This window comes from Microbacterium sp. EF45047, assembly GCF_028472845.1.
Lineage (GTDB): Bacteria > Actinomycetota > Actinomycetes > Actinomycetales > Microbacteriaceae > Microbacterium > Microbacterium neungamense.
In genome coordinates, this window is record NZ_CP069429.1 from 1,615,614 (window position 1) to 1,640,879 (window position 25,266).

At 71.4% G+C, this 25,266-nt stretch carries 23 protein-coding genes; 2 read left to right on the forward strand and 21 right to left on the reverse strand.

Features of this window, described 5'->3' with window-relative positions:
• Window positions 1–16: 16 nt before the first annotated feature.
• Window positions 17–1,429, reverse strand: a complete 1,413-nt coding sequence (locus JRG78_RS07800; RefSeq protein WP_259606160.1) for a dipeptidase — start codon at window positions 1,427–1,429, stop codon at window positions 17–19.
• Window positions 1,430–1,467: 38 nt separating this feature from the next.
• Here JRG78_RS07800 and JRG78_RS07805 point away from each other — a divergent pair, with 38 nt between their 5' ends.
• Window positions 1,468–2,037, forward strand: coding sequence for a DUF3043 domain-containing protein (locus tag JRG78_RS07805; protein ID WP_432806395.1), 570 nt, complete (start codon window positions 1,468–1,470; stop codon window positions 2,035–2,037).
• A 333-nt stretch (window positions 2,038–2,370) separates the two neighbouring features.
• Here JRG78_RS07805 and JRG78_RS07810 read toward each other — a convergent pair whose 3' ends face one another.
• The 5 genes from JRG78_RS07810 to dnaE all read right to left on the reverse strand — a co-directional run bounded on the left by JRG78_RS07810 (window position 2,371) and on the right by dnaE (window position 10,242).
• Window positions 2,371–3,387, reverse strand: coding sequence for a quinone-dependent dihydroorotate dehydrogenase (locus tag JRG78_RS07810; protein WP_259606162.1), 1,017 nt, complete (start codon window positions 3,385–3,387; stop codon window positions 2,371–2,373).
• A gap of 10 nt (window positions 3,388–3,397) precedes the next feature.
• Window positions 3,398–3,868, reverse strand: a complete 471-nt coding sequence (gene nrdR, locus JRG78_RS07815; protein ID WP_259606163.1) for a transcriptional regulator NrdR — start codon at window positions 3,866–3,868, stop codon at window positions 3,398–3,400.
• A gap of 6 nt (window positions 3,869–3,874) precedes the next feature.
• On the reverse strand, window positions 3,875–5,167 hold the full coding sequence (gene hisD / locus JRG78_RS07820) for a histidinol dehydrogenase (protein WP_259606164.1): 1,293 nt from the start codon (window positions 5,165–5,167) through the stop codon (window positions 3,875–3,877).
• Window positions 5,168–5,215: 48 nt separating this feature from the next.
• Window positions 5,216–6,619 carry a hypothetical protein gene (locus tag JRG78_RS07825; protein WP_272653264.1) on the reverse strand — a complete coding sequence of 468 codons (1,404 nt, stop codon included), beginning with the start codon at window positions 6,617–6,619 and terminating at the stop codon, window positions 5,216–5,218.
• Between the two features lie 107 nt (window positions 6,620–6,726).
• Window positions 6,727–10,242, reverse strand: a complete 3,516-nt coding sequence (gene dnaE / locus JRG78_RS07830; RefSeq protein ID WP_259606166.1) for a DNA polymerase III subunit alpha — start codon at window positions 10,240–10,242, stop codon at window positions 6,727–6,729.
• A 61-nt stretch (window positions 10,243–10,303) separates the two neighbouring features.
• Between dnaE and JRG78_RS07835 the strand changes: the two genes are divergently transcribed.
• The gene (locus JRG78_RS07835) at window positions 10,304–10,786 is read left to right on the forward strand and encodes an NUDIX hydrolase (protein ID WP_259606167.1); all 483 of its coding nucleotides are present in this window, start codon (window positions 10,304–10,306) and stop codon (window positions 10,784–10,786) included.
• Between the two features lie 13 nt (window positions 10,787–10,799).
• Here JRG78_RS07835 and JRG78_RS07840 read toward each other — a convergent pair whose 3' ends face one another.
• The 15 genes from JRG78_RS07840 to JRG78_RS07910 form a co-directional block, all read right to left on the reverse strand.
• Entirely contained in the window at window positions 10,800–11,381 is a 582-nt protein-coding gene (locus JRG78_RS07840; protein WP_259606168.1) for a GNAT family N-acetyltransferase, read from the reverse strand.
• Window positions 11,382–11,445: 64 nt separating this feature from the next.
• Window positions 11,446–12,372: an RluA family pseudouridine synthase gene (locus tag JRG78_RS07845; protein ID WP_259606169.1), complete on the reverse strand. Its 927-nt coding sequence runs from the start codon at window positions 12,370–12,372 to the stop codon at window positions 11,446–11,448.
• Between the two features lie 2 nt (window positions 12,373–12,374).
• On the reverse strand, window positions 12,375–12,917 hold the full coding sequence (gene lspA / locus JRG78_RS07850) for a signal peptidase II (RefSeq protein ID WP_442927373.1): 543 nt from the start codon (window positions 12,915–12,917) through the stop codon (window positions 12,375–12,377).
• A 75-nt stretch (window positions 12,918–12,992) separates the two neighbouring features.
• A complete protein-coding gene (locus JRG78_RS07855; protein WP_259606171.1) occupies window positions 12,993–13,559 on the reverse strand; it encodes a DivIVA domain-containing protein in 567 nt (188 codons plus the stop codon).
• A gap of 158 nt (window positions 13,560–13,717) precedes the next feature.
• Window positions 13,718–14,017, reverse strand: coding sequence for a YggT family protein (locus JRG78_RS07860; RefSeq protein WP_259606172.1), 300 nt, complete (start codon window positions 14,015–14,017; stop codon window positions 13,718–13,720).
• A 4-nt stretch (window positions 14,018–14,021) separates the two neighbouring features.
• The gene (locus JRG78_RS07865; protein WP_259606173.1) at window positions 14,022–14,489 is read right to left on the reverse strand and encodes a cell division protein SepF; all 468 of its coding nucleotides are present in this window, start codon (window positions 14,487–14,489) and stop codon (window positions 14,022–14,024) included.
• Window positions 14,490–14,533: 44 nt separating this feature from the next.
• Window positions 14,534–15,214, reverse strand: coding sequence for a YggS family pyridoxal phosphate-dependent enzyme (locus JRG78_RS07870; protein WP_272653265.1), 681 nt, complete (start codon window positions 15,212–15,214; stop codon window positions 14,534–14,536).
• Complete coding sequence (gene ftsZ / locus JRG78_RS07875) at window positions 15,211–16,356, reverse strand: cell division protein FtsZ (RefSeq protein WP_272653266.1); 1,146 nt, start codon at window positions 16,354–16,356, stop codon at window positions 15,211–15,213. Before ftsZ ends, JRG78_RS07870 begins: the two co-directional genes overlap by 4 nt.
• Window positions 16,357–16,535: 179 nt before the next feature.
• On the reverse strand, window positions 16,536–17,501 hold the full coding sequence (locus tag JRG78_RS07880; RefSeq protein ID WP_259606176.1) for an FtsQ-type POTRA domain-containing protein: 966 nt from the start codon (window positions 17,499–17,501) through the stop codon (window positions 16,536–16,538).
• Between the two features lies 1 nt (window position 17,502).
• The gene (gene murC, locus JRG78_RS07885) at window positions 17,503–18,903 is read right to left on the reverse strand and encodes a UDP-N-acetylmuramate--L-alanine ligase (RefSeq protein WP_272653267.1); all 1,401 of its coding nucleotides are present in this window, start codon (window positions 18,901–18,903) and stop codon (window positions 17,503–17,505) included.
• Window positions 18,904–18,993: 90 nt separating this feature from the next.
• Complete coding sequence (locus JRG78_RS07890) at window positions 18,994–20,073, reverse strand: UDP-N-acetylglucosamine--N-acetylmuramyl-(pentapeptide) pyrophosphoryl-undecaprenol N-acetylglucosamine transferase (protein WP_259606178.1); 1,080 nt, start codon at window positions 20,071–20,073, stop codon at window positions 18,994–18,996.
• Window positions 20,070–21,251 (reverse strand): putative lipid II flippase FtsW, encoded by a 1,182-nt coding sequence (ftsW, locus tag JRG78_RS07895; protein ID WP_272653268.1) that lies wholly within the window; start codon window positions 21,249–21,251, stop codon window positions 20,070–20,072. The genes JRG78_RS07890 and ftsW overlap by 4 nt, the downstream gene beginning before the upstream one ends.
• Window positions 21,220–22,755 carry a UDP-N-acetylmuramoyl-L-alanine--D-glutamate ligase gene (gene murD / locus JRG78_RS07900; protein WP_259606180.1) on the reverse strand — a complete coding sequence of 512 codons (1,536 nt, stop codon included), beginning with the start codon at window positions 22,753–22,755 and terminating at the stop codon, window positions 21,220–21,222. The genes ftsW and murD overlap by 32 nt, the downstream gene beginning before the upstream one ends.
• Window positions 22,752–23,855, reverse strand: coding sequence for a phospho-N-acetylmuramoyl-pentapeptide-transferase (mraY, locus tag JRG78_RS07905; RefSeq protein WP_259606181.1), 1,104 nt, complete (start codon window positions 23,853–23,855; stop codon window positions 22,752–22,754). The genes murD and mraY overlap by 4 nt, the downstream gene beginning before the upstream one ends.
• Window positions 23,852–25,264, reverse strand: coding sequence for a UDP-N-acetylmuramoyl-tripeptide--D-alanyl-D-alanine ligase (locus tag JRG78_RS07910; RefSeq protein WP_259606182.1), 1,413 nt, complete (start codon window positions 25,262–25,264; stop codon window positions 23,852–23,854). Before JRG78_RS07910 ends, mraY begins: the two co-directional genes overlap by 4 nt.
• Between the last annotated feature and the right edge of the window lie 2 nt (window positions 25,265–25,266).

Below are 25,266 nucleotides of genomic sequence, written 5' to 3' on the forward strand. Positions count from 1 at the left end.
GCCCGATGGCGCGGCCTCAGGATGCCGTGCGCTCGTTCATCCGCGCCAGCAGCAGGGCCTCGGTGCGCACGGCGTTGCGGAAGGTCTCGAGGTGCAGCGACTCGTTGGGGCTGTGCGCACGGGAGTGCGGGTCCTCGACCCCGGTCACCAGGATCTGCGCCGCAGGGAACTCGCGAACGAGATCGGCGATGAACGGGATGGATCCGCCGACCCCGAGGTCGACCGGGGCGACGCCGTAGCCGTCCGCCATCGCGTCGCGGGTGAGCCCGACCGCCCATCCGGCCGTGTCGACGAGGAACCCGTCGCCGAGGTCGATGTCGCTGAACGTGAGCTCGGCGCCGAAGGGGGCGTGCGCCCGGAGGTGCGCCTCGATCGCCGTGTACGCCTCGCGAGCGCTCTGACCGGGGGCCACGCGCGCGCTGATGACGACGCTCACCTCCGGCAGCAGCGTGTTCGACGCCGCAGCGACGCTGGTGGCGTCGATGCCGGTGATCGTCACGGAGGGCTTGTTCCAGATGCGGCTGAGGATGCTGTCGCGGCCGATCGGCCGGGTGCCGGGCAGCAGCCCCGCCTCTTCGCGGAGCGTGGCCTCCTCGTAGGCGGGGGTGTCGGCGTCTCTCGAGGCGAGTCCTTCGACCGCGACGGCGCCGTCCTCGTCCCAGAGCGTGGCCAGCAGCGTGACGGCCGCCATCATGGCATCCGGCACCGCTCCCCCGAACATGCCGGAGTGCGACGCGTGCTCGAGGGTGCGCACGCGCAGGGTGAAGCGGGCGTTGCCGCGGAGGGAGACGGTGAGGCCGGGCGTGCGCGAATCCCAGTTGCCGGAGTCCGCGACGACGATCGCGTCGGCGCGCAGCGCATCGGCGTTGTCGCGCAGGAAGCGTGCGAAGGAGCGCGAGCCGTACTCCTCCTCCCCCTCGATGAACATCGCGATGCCGAGGTCGAGGTCGTCGCCGAGCACCTCCGCGACCGCGCGGAGGGCGGCGATGTGCGCCATGATGCCGGCCTTGTCGTCCGCCGCTCCCCGCCCGTACAGGCGTCCGTCCCGGACCGTCGGCTCGAAGGGCGGCGTCTCCCAGAGCGCGTCGTCGCCCGGCGGCTGCACGTCGTGGTGCGCGTACAGCAGGATCGTCGGACGCCCGTTGCGCGCGGCCCTCGTCGCCAGGACCGCCGGCTGGCCGAGCTCGTCGGTGTCGTCGATCGCGGCGCGCAGCACCCTGACGTCGTCGAAGACCCCGGTGCCGCGGGCCAGCTCCGCCACCGCGTCGGCGCTGCGCTCGAGCTGGGCCTGATCGAAGGCCGGCCAGGCGATGCCGGGGATGCGCACCAGCGCGCCCAGGTCGGAGAGAGCGGAGGGGATGCCGAGCGCGACGGCTTCGGTGAGCGCGGCTTCGCGCTCGGCGGACGCCGGGGATGCAGAGGGGGTCATGCGAGTAATCTTAAGAGGACCCCGACTCGGAACTGAGGATGCCCGTGCCCACTCCCACCCCCTCGACGAACGACGACGCCCCGCAGACGCCCGCCACGGGTAAGGGACGGCGGACGCCGACACGTGCCGAGCGGGAGGCGGAGCGCCGTCGTCCGCTCGTGGCCAACACGAAGGAGGCGAGGGCCGCGGCGAAGGCCGAGCTGCAGGCGCGCCGGGAGCGTGCCCGTCTCGGCATGGAGCGCGGCGAGGACAAGTACCTTCCCCCGCGCGACAAGGGTCCGCAGCGCCGCTGGGTGCGGGACTACGTGGATGCCGGCTGGCACCTCTCGGAGTGGGTCATGGCCGCGATGCTCGTGGTGATCCTGCTGGCGATGGTGCCGATCCCCGAGGTGTCGCTGTGGTCGATGGCCGCACTGTGGGGCTACATGCTCCTCGCGATCGCGGACATGGTGATCCTCGGCATCCGGGTGAAGAAGAAGGCCGCGGCGAAGTTCGGCATCGAGCGCCGTGAGAAGGGCCTGGGCTGGTACGCCGCGATGCGCGCCCTGCAGATGCGCTTCATGCGCCTCCCGAAGCCGCAGGTCAAGCGCGGCCAGTACCCCGTCTGACCCCCTGCTCCACGCCGCACCTGCCACCCGCGCCACATTGTGTCGCGTTCGGCAGGTCGCTGCGCCTCCAACCAGCACGACGCGCCACAAAGTATCGTCCGCTAAGGCATGGCGCGTCCGACCAGCACGGCCAGCCACAATGTGTCGCATTCGACGGGTCGCGGCGCCTCCAACCAGCACAACGCGCCACAATGTGTCGTCCGCTGGGGTATGAGGCATCCGACCAGCACGGCCAGCCACAATGTGGCGCGTTCGACGGGTCGCAGCGCGTCCAACCAGCACAACGAGCCACAATGTGGCGTGTTCGGCGGGAGGAGGGGGTGATCGGCGGCGTCAGCGGAGGCCGCGGTTGATCTGGCGCGCCCAGAGCGGACCGCGATAGAGGAACGCGGTGTAGCCCTGCACCAGGGTCGCCCCGGCATCCAGCCGCCGCTGCACGTCCTCGGCGGTCTCCACGCCCCCGACCGAGATCACGCAGAAGTCATCCGGCACGGCCGCCTTGACGACGGCGAGCACCTCGAGCGAGCGCTCCTTGAGCGGCGCGCCGGAGAGACCGCCCGCGCCGGCCGCCTCGACCACGGCGGGGTCGGTGCGCAGGCCCTCGCGCGAGATCGTGGTGTTGTGGGCGATGATGCCGGCGAGCCCCTCGGCGACGGCGAGCTTCGCGATGGCGGCGATCTCCTCGTCCGGGAGGTCGGGGGCGATCTTCACGAGCAGCGGGGTCGCGCCGGCCGCCTCCTTCACGGCCCGCAGCAGCGGCGCGAGCGTCTCCACGGCCTGCAGGCCGCGCAGCCCGGGCGTGTTCGGCGACGAGACGTTCACCGCCAGGTAGTCCGCGAGCGGAGCGAGCCGGGTGGCCGAGGCGACGTAGTCCGCGGTGGCGTTCTCGACCTCCACCACGCGGCTCTTGCCGATGTTCACGCCGATGACCGCGCGGGGCGCTCGGCGGCGCAGCCGGCTCAGGTGACGCGCCGCGGCATCCGCACCGGCGTTGTTGAAGCCCATCCTGTTGATCACCGCACGGTCGGGGACGAGCCGGAACAGCCGCGGTTTCGGGTTCCCCTCCTGCGGGATCGCGGTGATCGTGCCCACCTCGATGTGCCCGAACCCGAGCGCCTCCAGACCGCGCACGCCGACCGCGTTCTTGTCGAACCCGGCCGCCACGCCGAAGGGCGACGGGAAGGTCAGCCCGAGGGCGCGCACCTCCAGGCGCCGGTCCGGTGCGGTGAGCGCCCGCGCAGCCCAGGAGAAGGGCGGCACGCCGAGCACTCGGATCACGGCCATCGCGGCGTGGTGGGCGAACTCCGGATCGAGGCGCGACAGGACGTGACGGAAGAGAAGCGGGTACATCCTTGCCAGGCTACCGGTCGGACTGCTCGGTCCGCGCATGATCGGCGCGCAGATCGCCGATCGCTGCTTCGAAGTCCTCCAGCGAGTCGAACTCCTGGTAGACGCTCGCGAAGCGCAGGTAGGCGACCTCGTCGAGCTCGCGCAGCGGACCGAGGATGGCCAGGCCGATCTCGCGCGTGTCCAGCTGCGAGACGCCGGTCTGCCGTACCGCCTCTTCGACGCGCTGGGCGAGGACGGCGAGATCCGCCTCGGTGACCGGGCGCCCCTGGCACGCCTTTCGGACGCCGGTGATCACCTTGTCACGGCTGAACGGCTCCATCACGCCGGAGCGCTTGATCACCATCAGGCTCGCGGTCTCAGTGGTCGAGAAGCGGCCTCCGCACTCGGGGCACTGGCGCCGGCGCTTGATCGAGAGACCGTCGTCGCTGGTGCGCGAGTCGATCACTCGGGAGTCCGGATGCCGGCAGAAGGGGCAGTGCATGATCTCTCAGCGTACTCGCTCGGCGCCGGGGGCCCGCCGGGCGTCCTCGAACCGCGCCTCGATCGCCTCGCCGTGTGCGGGCAGCGCCTCGGCGTCGGCGAGTGCGACCACGCCCGCCCGGACGCCGGCGAGGGCCTCGTGGTCGTACTCGATGACCTGCTGCGGACGCAGGAAGGTGTACGCGCCCAGTCCGGCCGCGTACCGCGCTTGACCCCCGGTGGGCAGGACGTGGTTGCTGCCGGCCATGTAGTCGCCGAGGCTGACCGGGGTCTGCGGACCCACGAACACCGCGCCGGCGCTCGTGAACCGAGGGGCGGCCGCCGCCGCGTCGGCGATGTGCAGCTCCAGGTGCTCGGGGGCGTACGCGTTGCTGAACGCCGCCGCCATGTCGCCGTCGTCGACGAGCACGATCGCGGACTGCGGGCCGGCGAGGGCGGCGGCGACACGCTCGCGGTGCCGCGTGCGCGCGGCGAGCTCGGCCACCTCGTCCGCCACACGGCCGGCCAGTTCCTCGGAGTCGGTGACGAGCACGGCCGAGGCCTGCTCGTCGTGCTCGGCCTGGCTGATCAGGTCGGCGGCGACGAGCCGCGCGTCGGCGTCGGCATCCGCCACGATGAGGATCTCGGTCGCGCCGGCCTCGGCATCCGTCCCCACGATGCCGGCGACCGCGCGCTTGGCGGAAGCGACGTAGTTGTTGCCGGGTCCGGAGACGACGTCGACCGGGTCGAGGCCGAGGCTCGGCACGCCCCAGGCGAGGGCGCCGATGGCGCCGGCGCCGCCCATGGCGTACACCTCGCCCACGCCCAGCAGCGCCGCGGCCGCGAGAATCGTCGGGTGCACGCGTCCGTCGTGATCGGCCTGCGGCGGGGACGCCAGCGCGATCGAGGCGACGCCGGCGACCTGGGCGGGGACGACGTTCATCACGACGCTGGACGGGTACACCGCTTTGCCCCCGGGGATGTATACGCCGGCACGGCCGACCGGCTGCCAGCGCTGCGCGATGGTGGCGCCGGGGCCGATGCGGGTGGTCTGCGGAGCCGGGACCTGGGCGGCGGATGCCTGGCGCACGCGCGCGATGGCCTCCTCGAGCGCGTCCCGCACCGCCGGGGAGAGGGATGCCGCGGCCTCGGCGAGGTGCTCGGCGGGGACACGGATGGCGTGGCCGGTCACCCGGTCGAAGCGTTCGGCCTGCTCCCGGAGCGCCTCCTCGCCGCGAGCGCGGACGTCCTCAACGATGCGGGCGGCGGCCTCGAGCGCCTCGGCGCGCGCCTGCACGGCACGCGGGACGGCGGCGAGCATTCCTGCGGGCGAGAGTCGCTGCCCGCGGAGATCGATGGTGCGCAACTGTCAGCCCTTCGTCACGTCGGAGATGTCGTGCAGGAACCCGATCCGGCCGTCGTCGTGCCGCACGACGTAGGCGCCGCCGCGGTCCTCGATGACGAGCGCCCACGCCGTCGGGCCGATCCGGAAGATCGGGCGGCCTCGCTCGTCGTGGACGTCGCGCTCGGTCGGGGCGAGGATCCAGAACGGCTGGGCGACGGGCGTCTGGAACGCCAGGGTCGGGTCCTCAGGGTCGGGCCGGTCCGCGTCGGGGCGGGGTCCGGCCGAGTCCGCCTCGTCGGGGCGGGTTCCGGTCGAGTCCGGCTCGGCGGGTGCGGACGCCGTGGCGTCGGCGCCGGATGCCTCGGCCACGGCGACCGGTTCGGACGGCCCTGGCTCATCGGGGGACCCATCCGGTGAGGAACCAGCGGCGGCTCCGGCGTCGACGGGCTCCTCGGCCTGCTGGCCCGGCTCTGACGCCGGCGCAGGCGGGCCCGGCACCGACGCCGCCACGGGCTCACCCGCAGACGCGGGCTCACCCTCGGAAGCCCCGGCCCCGGAAATCGCGGCTTCGGAACTCGCGGCTTCGGAACTCGCGGCCTCGAAGGGCTCGCCGACGGCACCGGTCGGGATCACCGTCGTCTCCTGCGCGTCGCGGGCCGCAGCATCCGGGCCCGCGGGCGCGACCGGCGCGAAGCCGGTCGTCGGCCGCGCCACCGCGGGAGCGGCGGCACCCGTCTCCGCGCGCGCCGGGGCGGCAGGGGCGTGCCCGCCGGCATCCGTCGCCGGCCGCGGACGTGCGATGACCGGGCGGACGGGGTTGGCGTTGCGGTGCGCGAGCGTCTCGAGGCGACCGTGGAAGTCCTCGCGCAGCCCGGGGATGAGCGGGGCGGCGACCGTGAACGCGACCAGGGCGAGCATCAACAGGAGCTGCAGGATCGGCACCCAGCCCACCAGGTACAGGCCGGTCTCGATCGACGCAGCCGCACGGGCCCAGACCTCCTGGGCCCACGCCACGGCCCCGACGGAGAACGCGACGGAGGCGAACTGGTCGATGCCGAGCGAGCCGACGCGGCGGATGCCGTCCGGAGAGAACCGGCGAAGCACGATGAGGAACACGGCGGCGGTGGGCACGCCGATGGTGAGGATCCAGCCGAGCCCGCTCCCCCACACCGAGGTGCCGTGGAAGGCGAGCGGGAAGAACGACACCAGGAAGGCGAGGGCCCAGGCGCCGACGATGAGCAGTTCGCGCAGGGTCATCCCGAGGATGCCGTACTCCGGCTTCACCTGCTCCTCGTAGAGGACGCCGTCCTCCTCGGGCTGCGTCGTGTCGACAGCGGGGCGCATGCTGTCGTTCCCCAGGCGCTCGTGCGTGGTCTCGTCGACGCCCGCGCTGTCCTCGGCGCCCGGCATGTCCCGGTCCGTGCTCATGGGAGAGTTCCTTTCGTCGCGGTTCCCGCGCGCGCCACCGATCCTACCCGGCTCGCTCATGCGGCCGGAGGTCGCCGGCGTCGCGCTGCCCCGGGGCAGGGCCGCGCTCAGCCGAGGCAGGACGGCCCGAGCAGGGACTTCAGGTCGCCGAACAGGTCCGCCGACACGCGGACCGGCATCGGCACCTCGAACACCTTGGCGGAGGAGCCGCGGTGCACGCGAAGCAGCACCTCGGTGTCGCCAGCGTGCCGGCGCAGCACCTCGGCGAGATCGGTCATCACCCGCTCCGTGGCGCGCTGCTCCGCGACCAGGAGCGACAGCGGTCCGGCGGCGTCGAAGGAGCCGACATCGGGCGCGAACGCGGACTGCGCGTGCAGGTTCAGGCCGTCGTCGCGACGGGACACCCGGCCGCGCACGGCGAGGATCGCGTCCTGCTGCAGCACGTGCTGGAACTCGGTGTACGTCTTGCCCATGAACATGACGGTGACCTCGCCGTTGAAGTCTTCGATCGTGATCATGCCGTACGGGTTGCCGCTGGCCTTCGCGACCCGGTGCTGCACGCTGGTGACCAGCCCGGCGACGGTGACCTGATCGCCGTCCTGGAGATCCTCCGAGTTGTTCAGGTCGTGGATCGAGATCGAGGCGTGCTTGGCGAGCGCGACCTCGAGCCCGGCGAGCGGATGATCCGAGACGTACAGCCCGAGCATCTCGCGCTCGAAGGCGAGCTTGTCCTTCTTGGTGAACTCCGGTCGCTCCGGCACCTTGGCGGGCATCGCCTCGGGCTCGTCGTAGAGGCTGTCGAAGTCGAAGCCGATGGCCCCCTGGGCCTCGTTGCGCTTGCGGTCGACGGCCGCCTCGACGGCATCCTCGTGGATCTCCAGCAGCGCCCGGCGCGTGTTGCCGAGCGAGTCGAACGCACCGGCTTTGATCAGCGACTCGACGGTCCGCTTGTTCGCGACGTGCAGGGGCACCTTGTCGAGGAAGTCGTGGAAGGAGGTGAACGTGCCGTCCTTGCGCGCCTCGATGATGCCGTCGACCACGTTGCTGCCGACGTTCCGCACGGCCCCGAGACCGAAGCGGATGTCCTCGCCGACGGCCGCGAAGAACGCGATCGACTCGGAGACGTCCGGCGGCAGCACCTTGATGCCCATCCGGCGGCACTCGTTGAGGTAGAGCGCCATCTTGTCCTTCGAGTCGCCGACGCTGGTGAGCAGCGCGGCCATGTACTCGGCCGGATAGTGGGCCTTCAGGTAGGCGGTCCAGTAGGAGACCAGCCCGTACGCGGCGGAGTGCGCTTTGTTGAACGCGTAGTCCGAGAACGGCAGCAGGATGTCCCACAGCGCCTTGATCGCCTCGTCGCTGAAGCCGCGCTCCTTCATACCGCCGGAGAAGCCCTCGTACTGCTTGTCCAGCTCGGACTTCTTCTTCTTGCCCATGGCGCGGCGCAGGATGTCGGCCTGTCCGAGACTGAACCCGGCCACCTTCTGCGCGATCGCCATGACCTGCTCCTGATAGATGATCAGGCCGTAGGTCGTGTCGAGGATGTCGCGCAGCGGCTCCTCGAGCTCGGGATGGATCGGGGTGATCGGCTGCTGCCCGTTCTTACGCAGCGCATAGTTCGTGTGCGAGTTCGCACCCATCGGCCCCGGGCGGTACAGGGCGATGACGGCGGAGATGTCCTCGAAGTTGTCGGGCTTCATCAGCCGCAGCAGCGAGCGCATCGGCCCGCCGTCGAGCTGGAACACGCCCAGGGTGTCGCCGCGGGCGAGCAGGTCGTAGGCGGCGCGGTCGTCGAGGGCGAGATGTTCGAGGTCGAGCTCCTCGCCGCGGTTGGAGCGGATGTTGTCCAGCGCGTCCGAGATGATGGTGAGGTTCCGCAGCCCCAGGAAGTCCATCTTGATCAGGCCGAGCGCCTCGCAGGCGGGATAGTCGAACTGGGTGACGATCTGCCCGTCCTGCTCCCGCTTCATGATCGGGATGATGTCGAGCAGCGGCTCGCTCGACATGATGACGCCGGCGGCGTGCACTCCCCACTGACGCTTCAGCCCCTCGAGCCCCACGGCCCGGTCGAACACGGTCTTCGCGTCCGGGTCGGTCTCGATCAGCGCGCGGAACTCGCTCGCCTCCTTGTAGCGCGGATGCTGCGGGTCGAACATGCCGTCCAGGGGCATGTCCTTGCCCATCACGGGCGGCGGCATCGCCTTCGTCAGGCGCTCCCCCATGCTGAACGGGAAGCCGAGCACGCGCCCGGCATCCTTCAGTGCCTGCTTGGACTTGATCGTGCCATAGGTGACGATCTGAGCGACCCGCTCCGAGCCGTACTTCTCGGTGACGTACTCGATCACCTCGCCACGACGGCGGTCGTCGAAGTCGACATCGAAGTCGGGCATGGAGACGCGGTCGGGGTTCAGGAAGCGCTCGAAGATGAGACCGTGCTCGAGCGGGTCGAGGTCGGTGATGCGCATCGCGTACGCGACCATCGAGCCGGCACCGGAGCCGCGGCCGGGGCCGACGCGGATGCCGTGGTCCTTCGCCCAGTTGATGAAGTCGGCGACGACGAGGAAGTACCCCGGGAAGCCCATCTGCAGGATGATGCCCGTCTCGTACTCCGCTTGCTTGCGGACCTTGTCGGGGATGCCGTTCGGGTACCGGTAGTGCAGGCCCTTCTCGACCTCCTTGATCAGCCAGCTGTCCTCGGTCTCGCCTTCGGGGACCGGGAAGCGCGGCATGTAGTTCGCGGAGGTGTTGAACTCCACCTGGCACCGCTCGGCGATGAGCAGCGTGTTGTCGCAGGCTTCGGGGTGGTCGCGGAACAGCTGACGCATCTCCTGCGCGGTCTTGATGTAGTAGCCGTCGCCGTCGAACTTGAACCGGTTCGGATCGTCGAGCGTGGAGCCGGACTGCACGCACAGCAGCGCGGCATGCGCGTCGGCCTCGTGCTGATGCGTGTAGTGCGAGTCGTTGGTGGCGACCAGCGGGATGCCGAGGTCCTTGGCGAGCCGGAGCAGGTCGGTCATCACCCGGCGCTCGATGGAGAGACCGTGGTCCATGATCTCGGCGAAGTAGTTGTCCTTGCCGAAGATGTCCTGGAACTCGGCGGCGGCGGCGCGCGCCGCGTCGTACTGGCCGAGGCGCAGGCGGGTCTGCACCTCGCCGGACGGGCATCCGGTCGTGGCGATGAGCCCTTTGCCGTAGGTCTGCAGCAGCTCGCGGTCCATGCGCGGCTTGAAGTAGTAGCCCTCGATGCTGGAGAGCGAGCTGAGTCGGAAGAGGTTGTGCATCCCTTCGGTGCTCTCGCTCCACAGCGTCATGTGGGTGTACGCGCCGCCACCGGAGACGTCGTCGTTCTTCTGGTCCGGGGATCCCCAGGAGACCCGGGACTTGTCGCTGCGGTGCGTCCCCGGGGTGACGTACGCCTCGAGGCCGATGATCGGCTTGACCCCGGATGCCCGGGCGGCGTTGTAGAACTCGAAAGCGGCGAAGGTGTTGCCGTGGTCGGTGACGGCGATCGCCGGCATCCCGTAATCGGCGGCAGTCTGCGTCATCGCGTTGATCTTGGCGGCCCCGTCCAGCATCGAGTACTCGCTGTGCACATGGAGGTGGACGAAGGAGTCGGATGCCATGCCTCGAGTCTACGTTTGAGTTCGGACACCGGCGGCTGTCGGCCGGGATAGCCTGAGTGGCATGCCCACACCTGACTTCGTGACCGCCCTCCGCCGGCACGTCGGCACCGCGCCGCTCTCGCTGGTCGGGGTCACCGCGGTCGTCTTCCGGGACGAGAAGGTGCTGCTCGGCAAGCGCGCCGACAACGGCGCCTGGCAGCTGGTCGCGGGGATCGTCGAGCCGGGCGAGGAGCCGGCGGATGCCGCCGCGCGGGAGTGTCTGGAGGAGGCGGGGGTCGTGGTGTCGGTGGACCGGCTCGCCCTCGTGCAGCAGCTGCCGCGCGTGACCTACGCCAACGGCGATCAGGTCGACTACCTGGACATCGTGTTCCGCTGCACATGGGTGTCCGGGGACCCGCATCCCGCGGACGGGGAGCTCACCGAGGTCGGCTTCTACGACCTCGGCGCCATGGGCGAGGTGGACCAGGCCCACGTGCGGAAGATCGCCCTCGCCCTGGCTGAGGACGACCCGGCGCACTTCCGCGGCGGGCGCGTCACGCCCTGAGCCGGGGCATCCGTCACGCGGGGTGGCGCAGATCGAGCCGCATCAGCACGCGCGGGAACCCGCTGAGGACAGAGCCCGTGTCGGCGGCCTTCACGAACCCGGCGCGCTCGAACAGCGCACGCGTGCCGACGTACGCCATGGTCAGATCCACCTTCTCGCCGCGGTTGTCCACCGGGTAGCCCTCGACGGCCGGGGCGCCGCGCTCACGGGCGTAGGCGACGGCGCCGTCGATCAGCGCGTGCGTCACCCCCTGCTTGCGGTACCCGGGCCTCACCCGGAAGCACCACAGCGACCAGACGTCGAGATCGTCGACGTGCGGGATCAGCCGGTTGCGCGCGAAGCTCGTCTCCCGACGTGGATGCAGCGCCGCCCAGCCGACCGGCTCCCCATCGAGGTACGCGATGACGCCGGGCGGAGGATCCTGCGCGCAGAGCTCGCGGACCTTCTCCGCCCTGGCAGCACCGCGCAGAGCGAGATTCTCCTTGCTGCCGAGGCGGTAGCTCAGGCAGAAGCAGACGTTGGAGGTCGGCTTCTTCGGGCCGACCAGTGTGGCGACGTCTTCGAAGACGGTCGCGGGGCGGACCTCGATGCTCATGGGGTCAGTGTGCCACCGGCGTCGGACACCGGGGCCGGAACGCGTTTCGTCTCCCTGCGCTCGCTCAACGACCGGAGAGGCGGAGAACGGCGAGGGCGTGCTGGAAGTCGTCGGGATACGGCGAGGCGAAGTGCACCCACTCGCCCGTGCGCGGATGCGTGAACGCGAGCTCGTGGGCGTGCAGCCACTGGCGGGTGAGGCCCAGGCGCGCCGCCATCGTCGGGTCGGCGCCGTAGAGGGGGTCGCCGACGCACGGATGCCGGTGCGCGGCCATGTGCACGCGGATCTGATGGGTCCGGCCGGTCTCGAGGTGGATCTCCAGCAGCGACGCCCCGGGGAACGCCTCGAGGGTCTCGTAGTGCGTGACCGACGGCTTGCCCTCCGGGGTCACCGCGAACTTCCACTGGTGGTTCGGATGCCGGCCGATCGGCGCGTCGATCGTGCCCGCGAGCGGGTCGGGATGCCCCTGCACCACGGCGTGGTAGATCTTCTCGACCGTGCGCTCCTTGAACGCGCGCTTGAGGGCGGTGTAGGCGGACTCGGTCTTCGCGACGACCATCAGGCCGCTCGTCCCCACGTCCAGCCGGTGCACGACGCCCTGCCGCTCCGGCGCCCCGCTCGTGGCGATGCGGAAGCCGGCGGCCGCCAGCGCCCCGACCACGGTCGGCCCGTCCCACCCCAGGGACGGATGCGCGGCCACACCGGTCGGCTTGTCCACCACGACGATGTCGTCGTCGTCGTGGATGATCCCCAGCTCGGGCACCGCGATCGGCACGATGCGCGGCTCCTCCTTCGGCTGCCAGCTCACCTCGAGCCAGCCGCCGGCGCGGAGCTTGTCGGACTTGCCGAGCACCGCGCCGTCGAGCGTGACGCCGCCGGCCTCGGCGACCTCCGCCGCGAAGGTCCGGGAGAACCCGAGCATCTTCGCCAGCGCAGCGTCCACGCGGGCGCCGTCGAGACCGTCCGGGACGGGGAGGGACCGCGACTGCACGCTCAGCGCTCCTCGGTGCCGGTGACACCCGCCGCCGCGCCGCCCGCCGATCCGCGGTCGGCCGCGGCGCCGTCGGCCCGCGCCGCCGCTGCGACGTGATCCCGCTCCCGGGTGCCGTCGAAGCGCAGGCCGGTGACGATGAGCAGCGCGACCGCGATCATGCCGCAGACGATGAAGATGTCCGCCACGTTGAAGATCGCGGGCATCATCCACGGCATCGAGATCATGTCGACCACGTGCCCCACGGCGAAGCCCGGTTCCCGGAACAGCCGGTCGGTGAGGTTCCCGAGCACGCCGCCGAGCAGGCATCCGAGCACCACGGCCCACAGGCGCGAGCGCAGGGCGAACGCCTTCCACACGATGATGCCGGCGACCAGCGCGAGAGCGATGGTGAAGATCCAGGTCACCCCGGCGCCGATCGAGAACGCCGCACCGGAGTTGCGCGCGTGGTACAGCTGCAGGAACTCCCCGAGCACGGGCACGGGCTCCTGCAGCGGCAGGTTCTCGATGGTCAGGTGCTTCACAAACTGATCGGCGGCCAGCACGAGCGCCGCGAGGATTGCGACGATCGCGCCGGCCGCCGACCGACGAAGCGGACGACGTCCTGGCAAAGGGACGCCTTACAGCCCGGTGGCGGACACCGGGGTGGAGTCCGAGGCCGCAGCCTTCTGGTCGAGCTCGCGGAGCTGGCCCTCGATGAGGTTGCGCAGCTTGCTGCGGTAGTCGCGCTCGAACTCGCGGAGCTCGGTGATGCGGCCCTCGAGGGTGTTGCGCTCGCGCTCGAGGCGGGCGGACTCCTCGCGCTGCTTGGCCTCGGCCTCGCTGCGGATGCGGGCGACCTCGGCCTCGGCCTCCTCGATGAGCTGGCGGCGCTTGGCCTCGCCCTCGGCGACGTGCTCGTCGTGCAGACGCTGCGCGAGCTCGATGATGCCGGCGGTGGCGCTCGTCGCGTTGCCCTCGGCAGCCGGTGCGCCCGCCTCGGCGGGAGCGGCGGCGGCGACCGGGGTGGCCTCGCCCGACTCGTAGGCGGCGAGCTTGGCCTTCAGCTCGTTGTTCTCCTCGATGGTCTTACGCCATTCAACGACGATCTCGTCGAGGTAGTCGTCGACCTCCTCAGGGTCGAACCCGTCCTTGAAGCGGACGTGCTGGAACTCCTTGTGGACGACGTCATCCGGGGTCAGTGCCATGTGTGGCTCCTCTTTCGATGAGTTCGGTGGCCAGTTCGTTGCGAGATGGCGCGTTTGTCAGCTGCGGCGCGAACCCGGGGCGCGCACCTGGGAGCCAAGCATAGTCCCCCCGCCTGAGTGGTGCGAGGTCGCCGGGCGCCGGGCCGCGCGTTCGGCGGTCAGGTCAGCGCGCGCACGATCGACATCACGATCAGCACCACGATCATGGTCAGCGCGAAGCCGAAATCGAGGGAGATCGTGCCGATGCGCAGCGGCGGGACCAGCCGGCGGAAGAAGCGGATCGGAGGGTCGGTGACCGTGTAGACGGCCTCCGCGGCGACCAGCCCGAAGCCCTTCGGCCGCCACTCCCGATTGAGCATCGGGATGTAGTCCAGGATCAGGCGTGCGAACAGCACCAGGATGTACAGCGTCAGCACCGTCTCGACGATGCCGCCGAGGATGCTGAGAAACCCGCCCACCCGCTCAGGAGTGGTCGAACGAGGCGGAGTCCGCCTGCGCGATGCCGCCCTGACCCGAGACCGAGATGTTCTCCGGCGAAAGCAGGAACACCTTGCTGGTCACGCGCTCGATGCGGCCGTACAGACCCAGCGACAGCCCGCTCGCGAAGTCGATGAGCCGGCGCGCGTCGGCGTCGCTCATCTGCGACAGGTTGATGATGACCGGCACGCCCTCGCGGAAGTTCTCGGCGATCACCTGCGCGTCGCGGTACTGCTTCGGGTGCACGGTGAGGATCTCGTTCACCGCACCGGCGGCGGGCTGGCGGATCGCGGTGGGACGACGCAGCGGCGTCACCGGCGCGGGCGCCGGCTCCTCGCGGTGCGCCGGGGTCTCGCGCTGGGCGCGGACGGGCGCCTGCGCCTCCTCCTGGTAGACCTCTTCCTCGTCGGCGAGGCCGAGATACACCATGGTCTTCTTCAGCGGGTTACCCATCGTGTCCTCCGGTTCGAACGTGTCGGGCTGGTCTGTTTGCAAGGCTAAACCCGGTCGGGCCGGGGGCCGGTGATTGCGGAACCGATCCGCAGGTGTGTCGCGCCGGCCTCGATCGCCTCCACGAAATCGCCGGTCATCCCGGCCGAGATCCAGGTCGCGTCGGGGGCGAGCAGGCGGACGCGGTCGGCCACGGTGCGCAGCCGCGCGAAGGCGGATGCGGGGTCCTCGTCGAGCGGTGCGACGGCCATCACGCCGCGCAGCCGGAGCGAGTCCAGGCCGAGAACGTGCTCGGCGACGGCCTCGGCATCCGCGAGGCTCGAACCGCCGCGGCCGGGATCGTCGGTGAGGTTGACCTGCACGAGGACGTCCAGCACGTCCTCGCCGGATGCCGCGCGATGCAGGGCGTCCGCGAGCTTGACGCGGTCGACGGAGTGGACGACGTCCGCGTCGCGGCGGATCGCGGACGCCTTGTTGGTCTGCGCCTGGCCGATGAAATGCCAGCGCAGACCATCCAGGTCGCCGAGCTCGCCGCGCTTGGCGGTGAGCTCCTGCTGGCGGTTCTCGCCGACGTCGCGCACGCCGAGAGCGTGCAGCTCGCGCACCAGCGACGCCGGGTGGAACTTGGTGACCACGATCCGGGTGATCTCCCCCGGGTCGCGGCCGGCCCGGCGCGCAGCGTCGGCGATCCGCTCGTCGATCGCCGACAGCCGCGCCTCCAGACTCACTTCAGGAACTCGGGGATGTCGATGTCGTCGTCGGCGAAGGCCGGCTCGAGGCTGGTCGGGGCCGGAGCGGACACCGGGGACGACGGACGGACCGGCTCGGATGCCGCGGGCTCCTCGGCCTTCTCCTCGAGGCGCACCTCGGGCAGCACGGCGGCCGGGCGCTCGACGACCATGGGCTCCAGGCGCGGAGCCGGCTCCCCGCCGTCGAAGCCTGCGGCGATGACGGTGACGCGCACCTCGTCGCCCAGGGTGTCGTCGATCACGGTGCCGAAGATGATGTTCGCCTCCGGGTGCGCGGCCTCCTTGACCAGGTCCGCGGCGTCGTGGATCTCGAAGATGCCGAGGTTCGAACCGCCCTGGATCGACAGCAGCACGCCGTGGGCGCCCTCGATCGACGCCTCCAGGAGCGGCGATTCGACGGCCAGCTCAGCGGCCTTGATCGCGCGGTCCGCGCCGCGCGCGGAGCCGATGCCCATCAGCGCGGAGCCCGCGCCCTGCATGACCGACTTCACGTCGGCGAAGTCGAGGTTGATCAGGCCGGGGGTGGTGATCAGGTCGGTGATGCCCTGCACACCGGCCAGAAGCACCTGGTCGGCGGTGGCGAACGCCTCGATCATCGAGATGCCGCGGTCGCTGATCTCCAGCAGCCGGTCGTTCGGCACCACGATGAGGGTGTCGACCTCTTCCTTCAGCTTCGCGACGCCGGCCTCGGCCTGGCTCTGCCGGCGACGGCCTTCGAAGGAGAACGGCTTGGTGACGACGCCGATGGTGAGGGCGCCGATGGACTTCGCGATGCGCGCCACCACCGGCGCACCGCCGGTGCCGGTACCGCCGCCCTCGCCCGCCGTGACGAAGACCATGTCCGCGCCGGTGAGCGCCTGCTCGATCTCCTCGGCGTGGTCCTCGGCGGCGCGACGGCCGACCTCGGGGTCCGCACCGGCGCCGAGGCCGCGGGTGAGCTCGCGGCCCACGTCGAGCTTGACATCGGCGTCGCTCATCAGCAGCGCCTGCGCGTCGGTGTTGACGGCGATGAACTCGACGCCACGCAGGCCGAGTTCGATCATGCGGTTCACGGCGTTGACGCCGCCACCGCCGACGCCGACGACCTTGATCACGGCGAGGTAGTTCTGGTTCTGGCTCATGGCCGGCCTCCGTTATTCGAGCCTGGTGCGGGGTGAACCTTAAACCTCAACTAGAGGTGTAAAGTATTTCCCGGTATTGCGTTCTCCTGAGACGAAGGTATGCGCAGGCATCCCGGCTGCCCGCAGCGACACGGCGTGTCGTGACGATCGCCTCCGGAATCAGCGGCGACGGCGCGGGCTCAGCCGCCGACGACGCCGACGCTCGGCGAGGAGACGTCGAAGGTGCGTGCATCCGGCCGCGCCGCGATCAGCCGGTCGAGGGTCGCCGCCTTCTCGGCGGAGCGTTCGGCGCTCCCCCACACCACCGAGCGGTCGTCGGTGAGGGTGAGCGTGACGTCGTCCGCCGAGGAGGCGCTCACGCCGACCAGGGCCGCGCGCACGTCGGCGGGGAGGGAACGCACCACCATCCCTGCGCTGCGGAAGGCAGCCGAATCGGTGCCGCCGTCGATCTCCAGCAGGGGGGCGCCGTCGGGCCTGCTCGGCGTGGTCGAGAGCACCACCCCGGCGGCGTCGACCAGGGTGAAGCCCGCCTCGGACTCGATCACCCCGATCGGCACGCGCTCCACGATCCGCACCAGCAGCTCGTGCGGGGGCCTGGCCTCCAGGGAGTACGACTCGATCAGCGGGAACGTCATCAGCGCCGCGCGCACCGCGCTGCGGTCGACGAGAGCGAGTGGCGTCCCCTGCTGCTCCGCGAGGGCGGCCTCGACCGCAGCCGGATCCAGCGTCTGCGCGCCTGCCACCGTGATCTTCTGCACCGCGAACAGCGGGCTGTAGGCGGCCACGACGCTGCCGAGGACCAGCAGCAGGACCGCTCCCAGCGATCCCAACCAGATCATCCGCCGCCGGCGCGACCGCAGCGTGAACCGGCGGATCTCGGCGCGCAGCGCTCTCCGGCGCGCGCGGGCGGCCCGCCACACGTCCGCGCTGCTGAGCGGCCGGTCGGGCACGGCATCCGCCGCACCGTCACGGGCCTGCACGTCCGCCGCGCCGGCGAGGGCCTGCGCGTCCGCGGCGTCGGCGGTGGGCACCGCGGCATCCGACACCCCGCGACGCGGCTTGCGGAACGGCGCGGGGGCGCGGACCTCCGCGTCCTCCTGGCTCGGCTCGTCCGGCCGGGCGGGCAGCGGTGCGGGCCGGCGCACGTCAGGCCCCGGGGATGCGCCGAAGGGAGTCGAGCACCTGCGGGATGATCTGGTACACGTTCCCGCAGCCCAGGGTGACCACCACGTCGCCCTCCCGCGCGATGCGCGCGGTGTAGTCGGCCGCCTCCTGCCATTCCGGCACGTAGTGCACGTGCGCCGGATCGGCGAAGGCGCCGCTGACCAGCGCGCCGGTCACGCCGGGCACCGGGTCCTCGCGGGCGCCGTACACGTCGAGCAAGACGGTGTGGTCGGCGCACTCCTCGAGCACCTCCGCGAACTCGCGGTACATGTGCTGGGTGCGCGAGTAGGTGTGCGGCTGCTGGATCGCGATCAGGCGCCCCTCCCCGGTGAGCCCGCGCAGCGCCTGCAGCGCGGCGCGCACCTCGGTGGGGTGGTGCGAGTAGTCGTCGTACACACGCACGCCGCGCTCCTCGCCGTGCAGCTCGAGGCGGCGGACCGTGCCGGCGAAGCCCTCCACGGCGCGGACCGCGTCGGGGAGCCCGTGACCGAGGGTGAGCAGCACGGCGACGACACCGGTGGCGTTGACCGCGTTGTGCGCGCCGGGGACGGCGAGCTGCATCCGCACGGACTCGCCGCGGTGCGTGAGCGTGGCGGCGGCGGCGCCCGCGGTGGCGACGTCGGTGAGCCGGACGTCGGCGTCCTCCGCCTGGCCGAACGTCACCACGGCGCGGTGGCTGAGGCCCGCGCGCACGCGCTGCGCGCCCGGGTCGTCGCTGGAGATGACGACCGCTTCGGAGGCCTCGTTCCCGAAACGCACGAACGCGTCGTAGAAGGCGTCCTCGGAGGCGTAGAAGTCGAGGTGGTCGGGGTCGACGTTGGTGATCAGCGCGACCGCGGTGTCGTAGAGCAGGAACGTGCCATCGGACTCGTCCGCCTCGATCACGAACAGCTCGTCGGATCCGGTGGCGCTGGAGGTGCCCAGCTGCTCGATCACCCCGCCGTTCACGAAGCTGGGGTCGGCGCCGAGCGCCTGCAGGGCGATCACCAGCATCCCGGTCGAGGTGGTCTTGCCGTGCGCGCCGGCCACGGCGACCAGGCGACGCCCTCCGATCAGCCAGTGCAGCGCCTGCGAGCGGTGGATGACGTGCAGGCCGCGCTCCTTGGCGGTGACGAACTCAGGGTTCTCCGGCCAGATGGCGCCGGTGTGCACGACGGTGTCGGCATCGCCGAGGTGGGCCGCGTCGTGGCCCACGTGCACGGTCGCGCCGGCTTCGGCGAGGGCGCGCAGATTGTCGCTGTCGGCACGGTCCGAACCCGACACGCGGATGCCCGCATCGAGGAACATCCGCGCGAGACCGCTCATGCCCGAACCGCCGATGCCGATGAAGTGCGCGGCGGTGATGTGCTCGGGGATGGGGAGGGTGAGGTCGGGTCTGATCATGGCTGGTTCAGTCTACGTCGCGATCTCGGGGCGCCGAGCGAGCACGCCGCGGGCGCCCGGGGTCGGTGCGTCTCTCGTCGCGCCGCTCGCTCAACGACCGGAGGCGGCGAGGGCTCGGTCGACGAGGGCGACGACGTTCTCGGTGCCGGTGCGGGTGCCCACCCGGGCGGCCGCGGCGGCCATGGCGTCCAGCCGCTCCCGGTCCTGCAGCAGCGGGATCACCTGCGAGCGCACGGTGTCGCCGTCGAAGCCCGCGTCGTCGATGAGAATGGCGGCACCCGCGGCGACCGCCGAGGCGGCGTTCAGCCGCTGCTCGCCGTTGCCCACCGCGTACGGCACGTACACCGCCGGGATGCCGAGGGCGCTGACCTCGCTGACGGTCGCGGATCCGGCCCGGGAGACGATGGCATCCGCCAGCGCGAACGCGAGGTCCATCCGGTCCACGTAGCGCCGCAGCGCGTAGCCCGGCGCCCCCGGGTCGGCGAGGTCGCTGCGCTCCCCGGTGACGTGAAGCAGCTGCCATCCGGCCGCGAGCACGTCGCGCCACGCGTCGGCGAAGGCCTCGTTCAGACGCTGCGCTCCCAGCGACCCGCCGAAGACGAGGAGGACGGGCCGGTCCGGGTGGAGCCCGAACGCCGCGGCCGCCTCGGGGCGGGCGGCGCGACGGTCGAGGTCGACGACCTCGCGGCGCAGCGGCATCCCGACGACCTCGGCCTTGCGGATCGGCGTCCCCTCGAAGGCCACACCGACGGCGGCCGCCCAGCGCGCGCCGAGCACGTTCGCCAGGCCAGGCCGCGCGTTCGCCTCATGCACCACGAACGGGATGCGCTCACGCGCCGCCGCGATGTAGGCCGGCGCCGAGGCGTAGCCGCCGAAACCGACGACGACGTCCACCCCGCGCTCCCGGATGTACCGGCGCACCTGCGCCACCGCGCGCCGGAACCGGAGCGGGAAACCCAGCGCGGCGCGGTTCGGACGGCGCGGGAACGGCAGCCTCTCGATCGTCAGCAGCTCGTATCCGCGGGCCGGCACGAGACGCGCCTCCAGCCCCTCCCGGGTGCCCAGCACGAGCACGGACGCGCCCTCGCGCTCGCGCAGCACGTCGGCGACGGCGAGCAGCGGATTGACATGGCCGGCGGTGCCCCCGCCGGCGAGGAGGTAGGTGGTCACCCCGCGACCCTACCCCGTCCGCCCGCGGGGATCGTGCGGGCGAAGGCGAGCAGCACGCCGCACGCGATCAGCACCGCCAGCAGCGCCGTGCCGCCCTGCGACATGAACGGCAGCGGCACGCCGAGCACCGGGAACACCCGCAGCACGACGCCGATGTTGATCAGCGCCTGCCCGATCACCCACACCACGATCCCGCCGGTGGCGACGCGGACGAACGGGTCGTCGGTCTTGCGGATGATGTGGAAGGCGCCCACCGCGAAGCATCCGAACAGGGCGAGCACGAGCACGCACCCGATGAGCCCGAGCTCCTCGCCGATGATCGCGAAGATGTAGTCGTTCGCGGCGGCGGGCAGCCAGCCGTACTTCTCCTGGGAGTTGCCAAGCCCGACGCCGAAGACGCCGCCGTTGGCCATGCCCCAGATGCCGTGGATCGGCTGATAGCAGTCGGTCGCGTACAGCGACATGTCGTCGCAGGCGGCGAGGATGCGCCGCATCCGGTCGGGGCTGGCGACCGCGAGGAACGCGACGGCGGCGATGCCGAGCAGCACCGGGATGATGAACAGCCGCAGCTTCACGCCCGCGAAGAACAGGCAGCCGAGGACGACGAGGATGAGCACCATCGCGGTGCCGAGGTCCTTGCCCGCGATCACCGTGCCGATCGCGAGCAGCGAGACCGGCACGACCGGGATGAACACGTGGTGCCAGATGCCGAGCCGGGTCTGCTTGCGCAGCAGCACGAACGCGGCCCAGAGCGCCAGCGCGAGCTTGAGGAACTCGGAGGGCTGCAGCGTGAACCCGAACAGGCCGATCCAGTTCCGGTTGCCGCCGGACTCGATGCCGAGCCCCGGGACGAACACGAGCAGCTGCAGCATCACCGCGCCGATCAGCGCCGGCCACGCGAGCCGCTTCAACACCGCGATCGGGATGCGGCTGACGAGGAACATCAGCGGGATGCCGAGCAGCGCGAACATGCCCTGCTTGAGCGCGCCCTCGAACGGCGCGGTCGCGTTGGCGCTGGTGGCGGAGAGCACCATCACCAGGCCGAAGACGGTGAGCATCAGCGCCGTGGACGCGATCAGCACGAACTCGGTCGACACCGGCGTGAACAGCCGCCCGAGCGACACCCGGGCGGCGAGCCCGGCGCCGTCAGGGCGAGGCGGGCGAGCCGTCTGCGTCATCCGCACTCCCCCGCTCGATCCACTGCCGCACCGCCTCGGCGAAGCGGCGTCCACGGTCCGCGTAGCTGTGGAACTGATCGAAGGATGCCGCGGCGGGGGCCAGGAGGACCGTGCCCTCGTCACCGGCGATCCCCGTCGCGAGCTCCACGACACGGGCCATGACATCTCCAGTGTCGCCAGCGTCGACCTCGTACACCGGCACGTGCGGCGCGTGTCGCCGGAATGCCGTGAGCACCGGCTCCCGGTCCACGCCGATCACGATCGCGGCACGCGCCGTGCCGCCGGGATCCGCGACCACCTCGGACAGGTCCACGCCCTTCAGATCGCCGCCGACCACCCAGACCGCGCCCGGGTAGGCGCGCAGCGAGGACGCCGCCGCGTGCGGGTTGGTCGCCTTCGAGTCGTCGATCCAGCGGATGCCGCGGTGCTCGGCCACCAGCTCGATGCGGTGCGCGTCCAGGCGGAAGCCGGCGAGGGCACGGTGGATGGCCTCCGGCGCGACGTCGAAGGAGCGCGCCAGCGCGGAGGCGGCGAGGATGTTCTGCACGATGTGCGGCGCCGACAGCCCGGCACGGCGGAGCTCCTCGAGGGTGGTGAGCTCGATGGCGCGGTGCCGGCGGTCGTCGAGGAAGGCGCGGTCGACGAGGATGCCGTCCACGATGCCGACCTCGCTGGGGCCGGGGCTGCCGAGATCGAAGCCGATGGCGCGGGCGCCCTCGACGACATCGGCCTCCTCCACCATGCGCATGGTCGCGGCATCCGCCTTGTTGTACACGCACGCGACGCGCGTGTTGCGGTACACCACGGCCTTCGCGTCGCGATACGCCTGCGCGCTGCCGTGCCAGACCAGGTGGTCGTCGGCGAGGTTGAGGCAGACGGATGCGTACGGCACGAGCTCGCCGGCCGGGCTGGACTGCCCGATGTACCAGAGCTGGTGGCTGGACAGCTCGACGACGAGGACGTCGAAGCCGGAGGGGTCGCGGACCGCGTCCAGGACGGGAACGCCGATGTTGCCGCACGGTGCGACCCGCAGCCCGCCCTCGGACATCAGGGTCGCGGTGAGCTGGGTGGTCGTCGTCTTGCCGTTCGTGCCGGTGATGAGCATCCACTCGGCGGGCGTGCCGTCCGGGCGGACGACCTTGTCGCGCACGCGCCAGGCGAGCTCGACGTCGCCCCAGAGCGCGATCCCGGCATCCTGCGTCCAGCGGATGACCGGGTGCGAGGGCGGGAACCCCGGCGAGGCGATGACCACCTCGGGGTCGAACGCGCGCAGCGCCTGCGGCACTTCGTCGAGGGCGCCGAGCTCGAGCCGTGCTCCGATCACCGGGACGAGCCGCTCGTACTCATCGCTCGCGGACTCCGAGAGCACGAGCACCTCGGCGCCGAGCTCGGTGAGCGTGTCGGCGACGGAGAAGCCGGTGACGGACAGGCCGAGCACGGCCACCCGCAGGCCGGACCAGTCGGCGTGCCACGAGGTGAGCCGGTCCAGACGGTCGGCGCTCATGCGTGGATCAGGATCAGCCAGTCGACGTAGAACAGCCCGACCGCGGAGACGGCGAGCAGGCCCGCGATGATCCACAGTCGGACGACGATGGTGACCTCCGGCCAGCCGCGCATCTCGAGGTGGTGGTGGAACGGGCTCATCAGGAACAGCCGCTTGCCGCGGGTGACCTTGAAGTACAGCCGCTGCAGGATCACCGAGCCGGAGGAGATCACGAAGATGCCGGCGATGACGAACAGGAGCAGCTCGGTGCGGGTGAGGATCGCCATCGCGGTGATGACGCCGCCGATGGCCATGGAGCCGACGTCGCCCATGAACACCTTCGCCTTCGGCGCGTTCCACCACAGGAACCCGACCAGGCCACCGGCGAAGGCGGCGGCGACGGTGGCGAGGTTGAGCGGTTCGCGCACCTCGTAGCATCCGGCGATGGAGGCGCCGATGCAGGACTGCTTGAACTGCCAGAACGCGATCAGGCTGTACGCGCCGACGACGAACACGCCGGCGCCGGCGGCGAGGCCGTCCAGGCCGTCGGTCAGGTTCACGCTGTTGGAGGTGGCCACGCCGATCACGGAGATCCAGATCAGGTAGAGCACCCAGCCCAGGATCGGGCCGCCGATGAGCATGAGGTCGAGCCACGGGATGTCGCGGAACAGCGACACGTGGCTGGATGCCGGGTACTGCCCCCACCGGTTGGGGAAGTTCAGCGCGACCACGCCGAACGGGATGATCACCAGCAGCTGGCCGATGATCTTGCGCCATCCGGAGAGGCCGAGGCTGCGCTGGCTGCGCACTTTCATGTAGTCGTCGATGAAGCCGACGACCCCGAAGCCGAGCATGAGCCAGAGCACGAGGATCGCGGACAGCGCCGGCGTGCTGCCGCCGACGAAGACGCCCACGAGGTAGCCGACGATGGTGCCGAGAATGAAGATGAGGCCGCCCATGGTGGGGGTGCCGCGCTTGGCGCCGTGGCTCGGGTTGGCGATGTCCTCAGGGGTGCGGATCACCTGCCCCCAGCCGAGCCTGCGGAACAGCTTCAGGAAGACGGGGGTCAGAAAGAGCGAGAAGGCGAGGGAGATCGCCGTCGCCATAAGCAGAGACCTCACGAGAACAATTCTCCCAGACGATCGCCGAGGTGCCGGAGCCCGACGGAGTTGGAGGACTTCACCAGCACCCGGTCGCCGTCGCGCAGCTCGGCCCGGAGGTACTCGAATGCTGCGTCCTGGTCGGGCAGGTGGACGGCCTCGCCGTCCCAGGAGCCCTCGCCGACGGCGGCGAGGTAGAGGCGGCGGGCCTCGGGGCCCACGACGACGATCCGCTGGATGTTCAGGCGCACCGCGAGCAGCCCGATCCGGTCGTGCTCCTCCCCGGCGGCGTCCCCCAGCTCGCTCATCGCGCCGAGCACGGCGACCGTGCGCTCCCCCGGCCCGGTGATCTGGGCGAGGGTGCGCAGCGCCGCCGCCATGGAGTCCGGGCTGGCGTTGTAGGCGTCGTTGATGATGCGCACCCGGTCGTTGCCCATCGGCTGCATCCGCCAGCGTTCGGCCAGCTCGACCGTCTCCAGGCGCGCGATGGCATCCGCGGCGGGGACGCCGAGCACCCCGGCCGCGGCGATCGCCGCAAGGGCGTTCGCCACATGATGGGCGCCGAGCACCTGCAACCGCAGCGGCAGGCGCTCGCCCGCCGTCTCGACGACGCAGGACGTGCCGGATGCCGTCACCTCGATGTCGCGGGCGCGCACGTCGGCGGCGGGTCCCTGCCCGAATCCGACGACGGTCATGCCCCGCTCCTCGGCGATCGCGCGCATGGCGGCGACGCGGGGGTCGTCCAGGTTGAGCACGGCCGTGCCGCCCGGGCGGGCGGACCGCACGAGCTCGGACTTCGCCTTCGCGGTCAGCTCGATGCCGCCGAACCCGCCGGCGTGCGCCAGGCCGACCATGAGCACCACGGCGACATCGGGCTCGACCAGGCCGGCGAGGCGGGCGATGCTGCCGGGGCCGGCGGCGCCGAACTCGCTGACCAGGAAGCGCGTCGTGGGCGTCACCCGCAGCATCGTCAGCGGGGCGCCGACCTCGTTGTTGTAGGACTTGATCGGTGCGACGGTCTCTCCCTCGTCCTGCAGGATGCGGGCGAGGAAGTTCTTGGTCGTGGTCTTGCCGTTGGATCCGGTGATGCCGACGATCCGCAGGTCGCCCTGCGCGCGGACCCGCGCGACGACGGCCCGGGCGAGGTCGGCGAGGGCGGCGACGGCATCCGGCACGACGATCTGCGACACGTCGGCGTCGACGGGGCGCTCGACGACCGCGAGGACCGCGCCGGCGGCGGCCGCTTCGGGGACGAACCGGTGGCCGTCGGTGGTCTCCCCCGGCTTGGCGACGAAGATCGCGCCGGGGACCATCGTGCGGGAATCGGTGTCGACGGGACCGTCGACCACCGTCTCAGGGGTGTCTCCGGCCGTGGGGCGCAGCTCACCGCCGAGGATGGCGGCGATCTCGGCGAGCGACAGGGCGATCATCG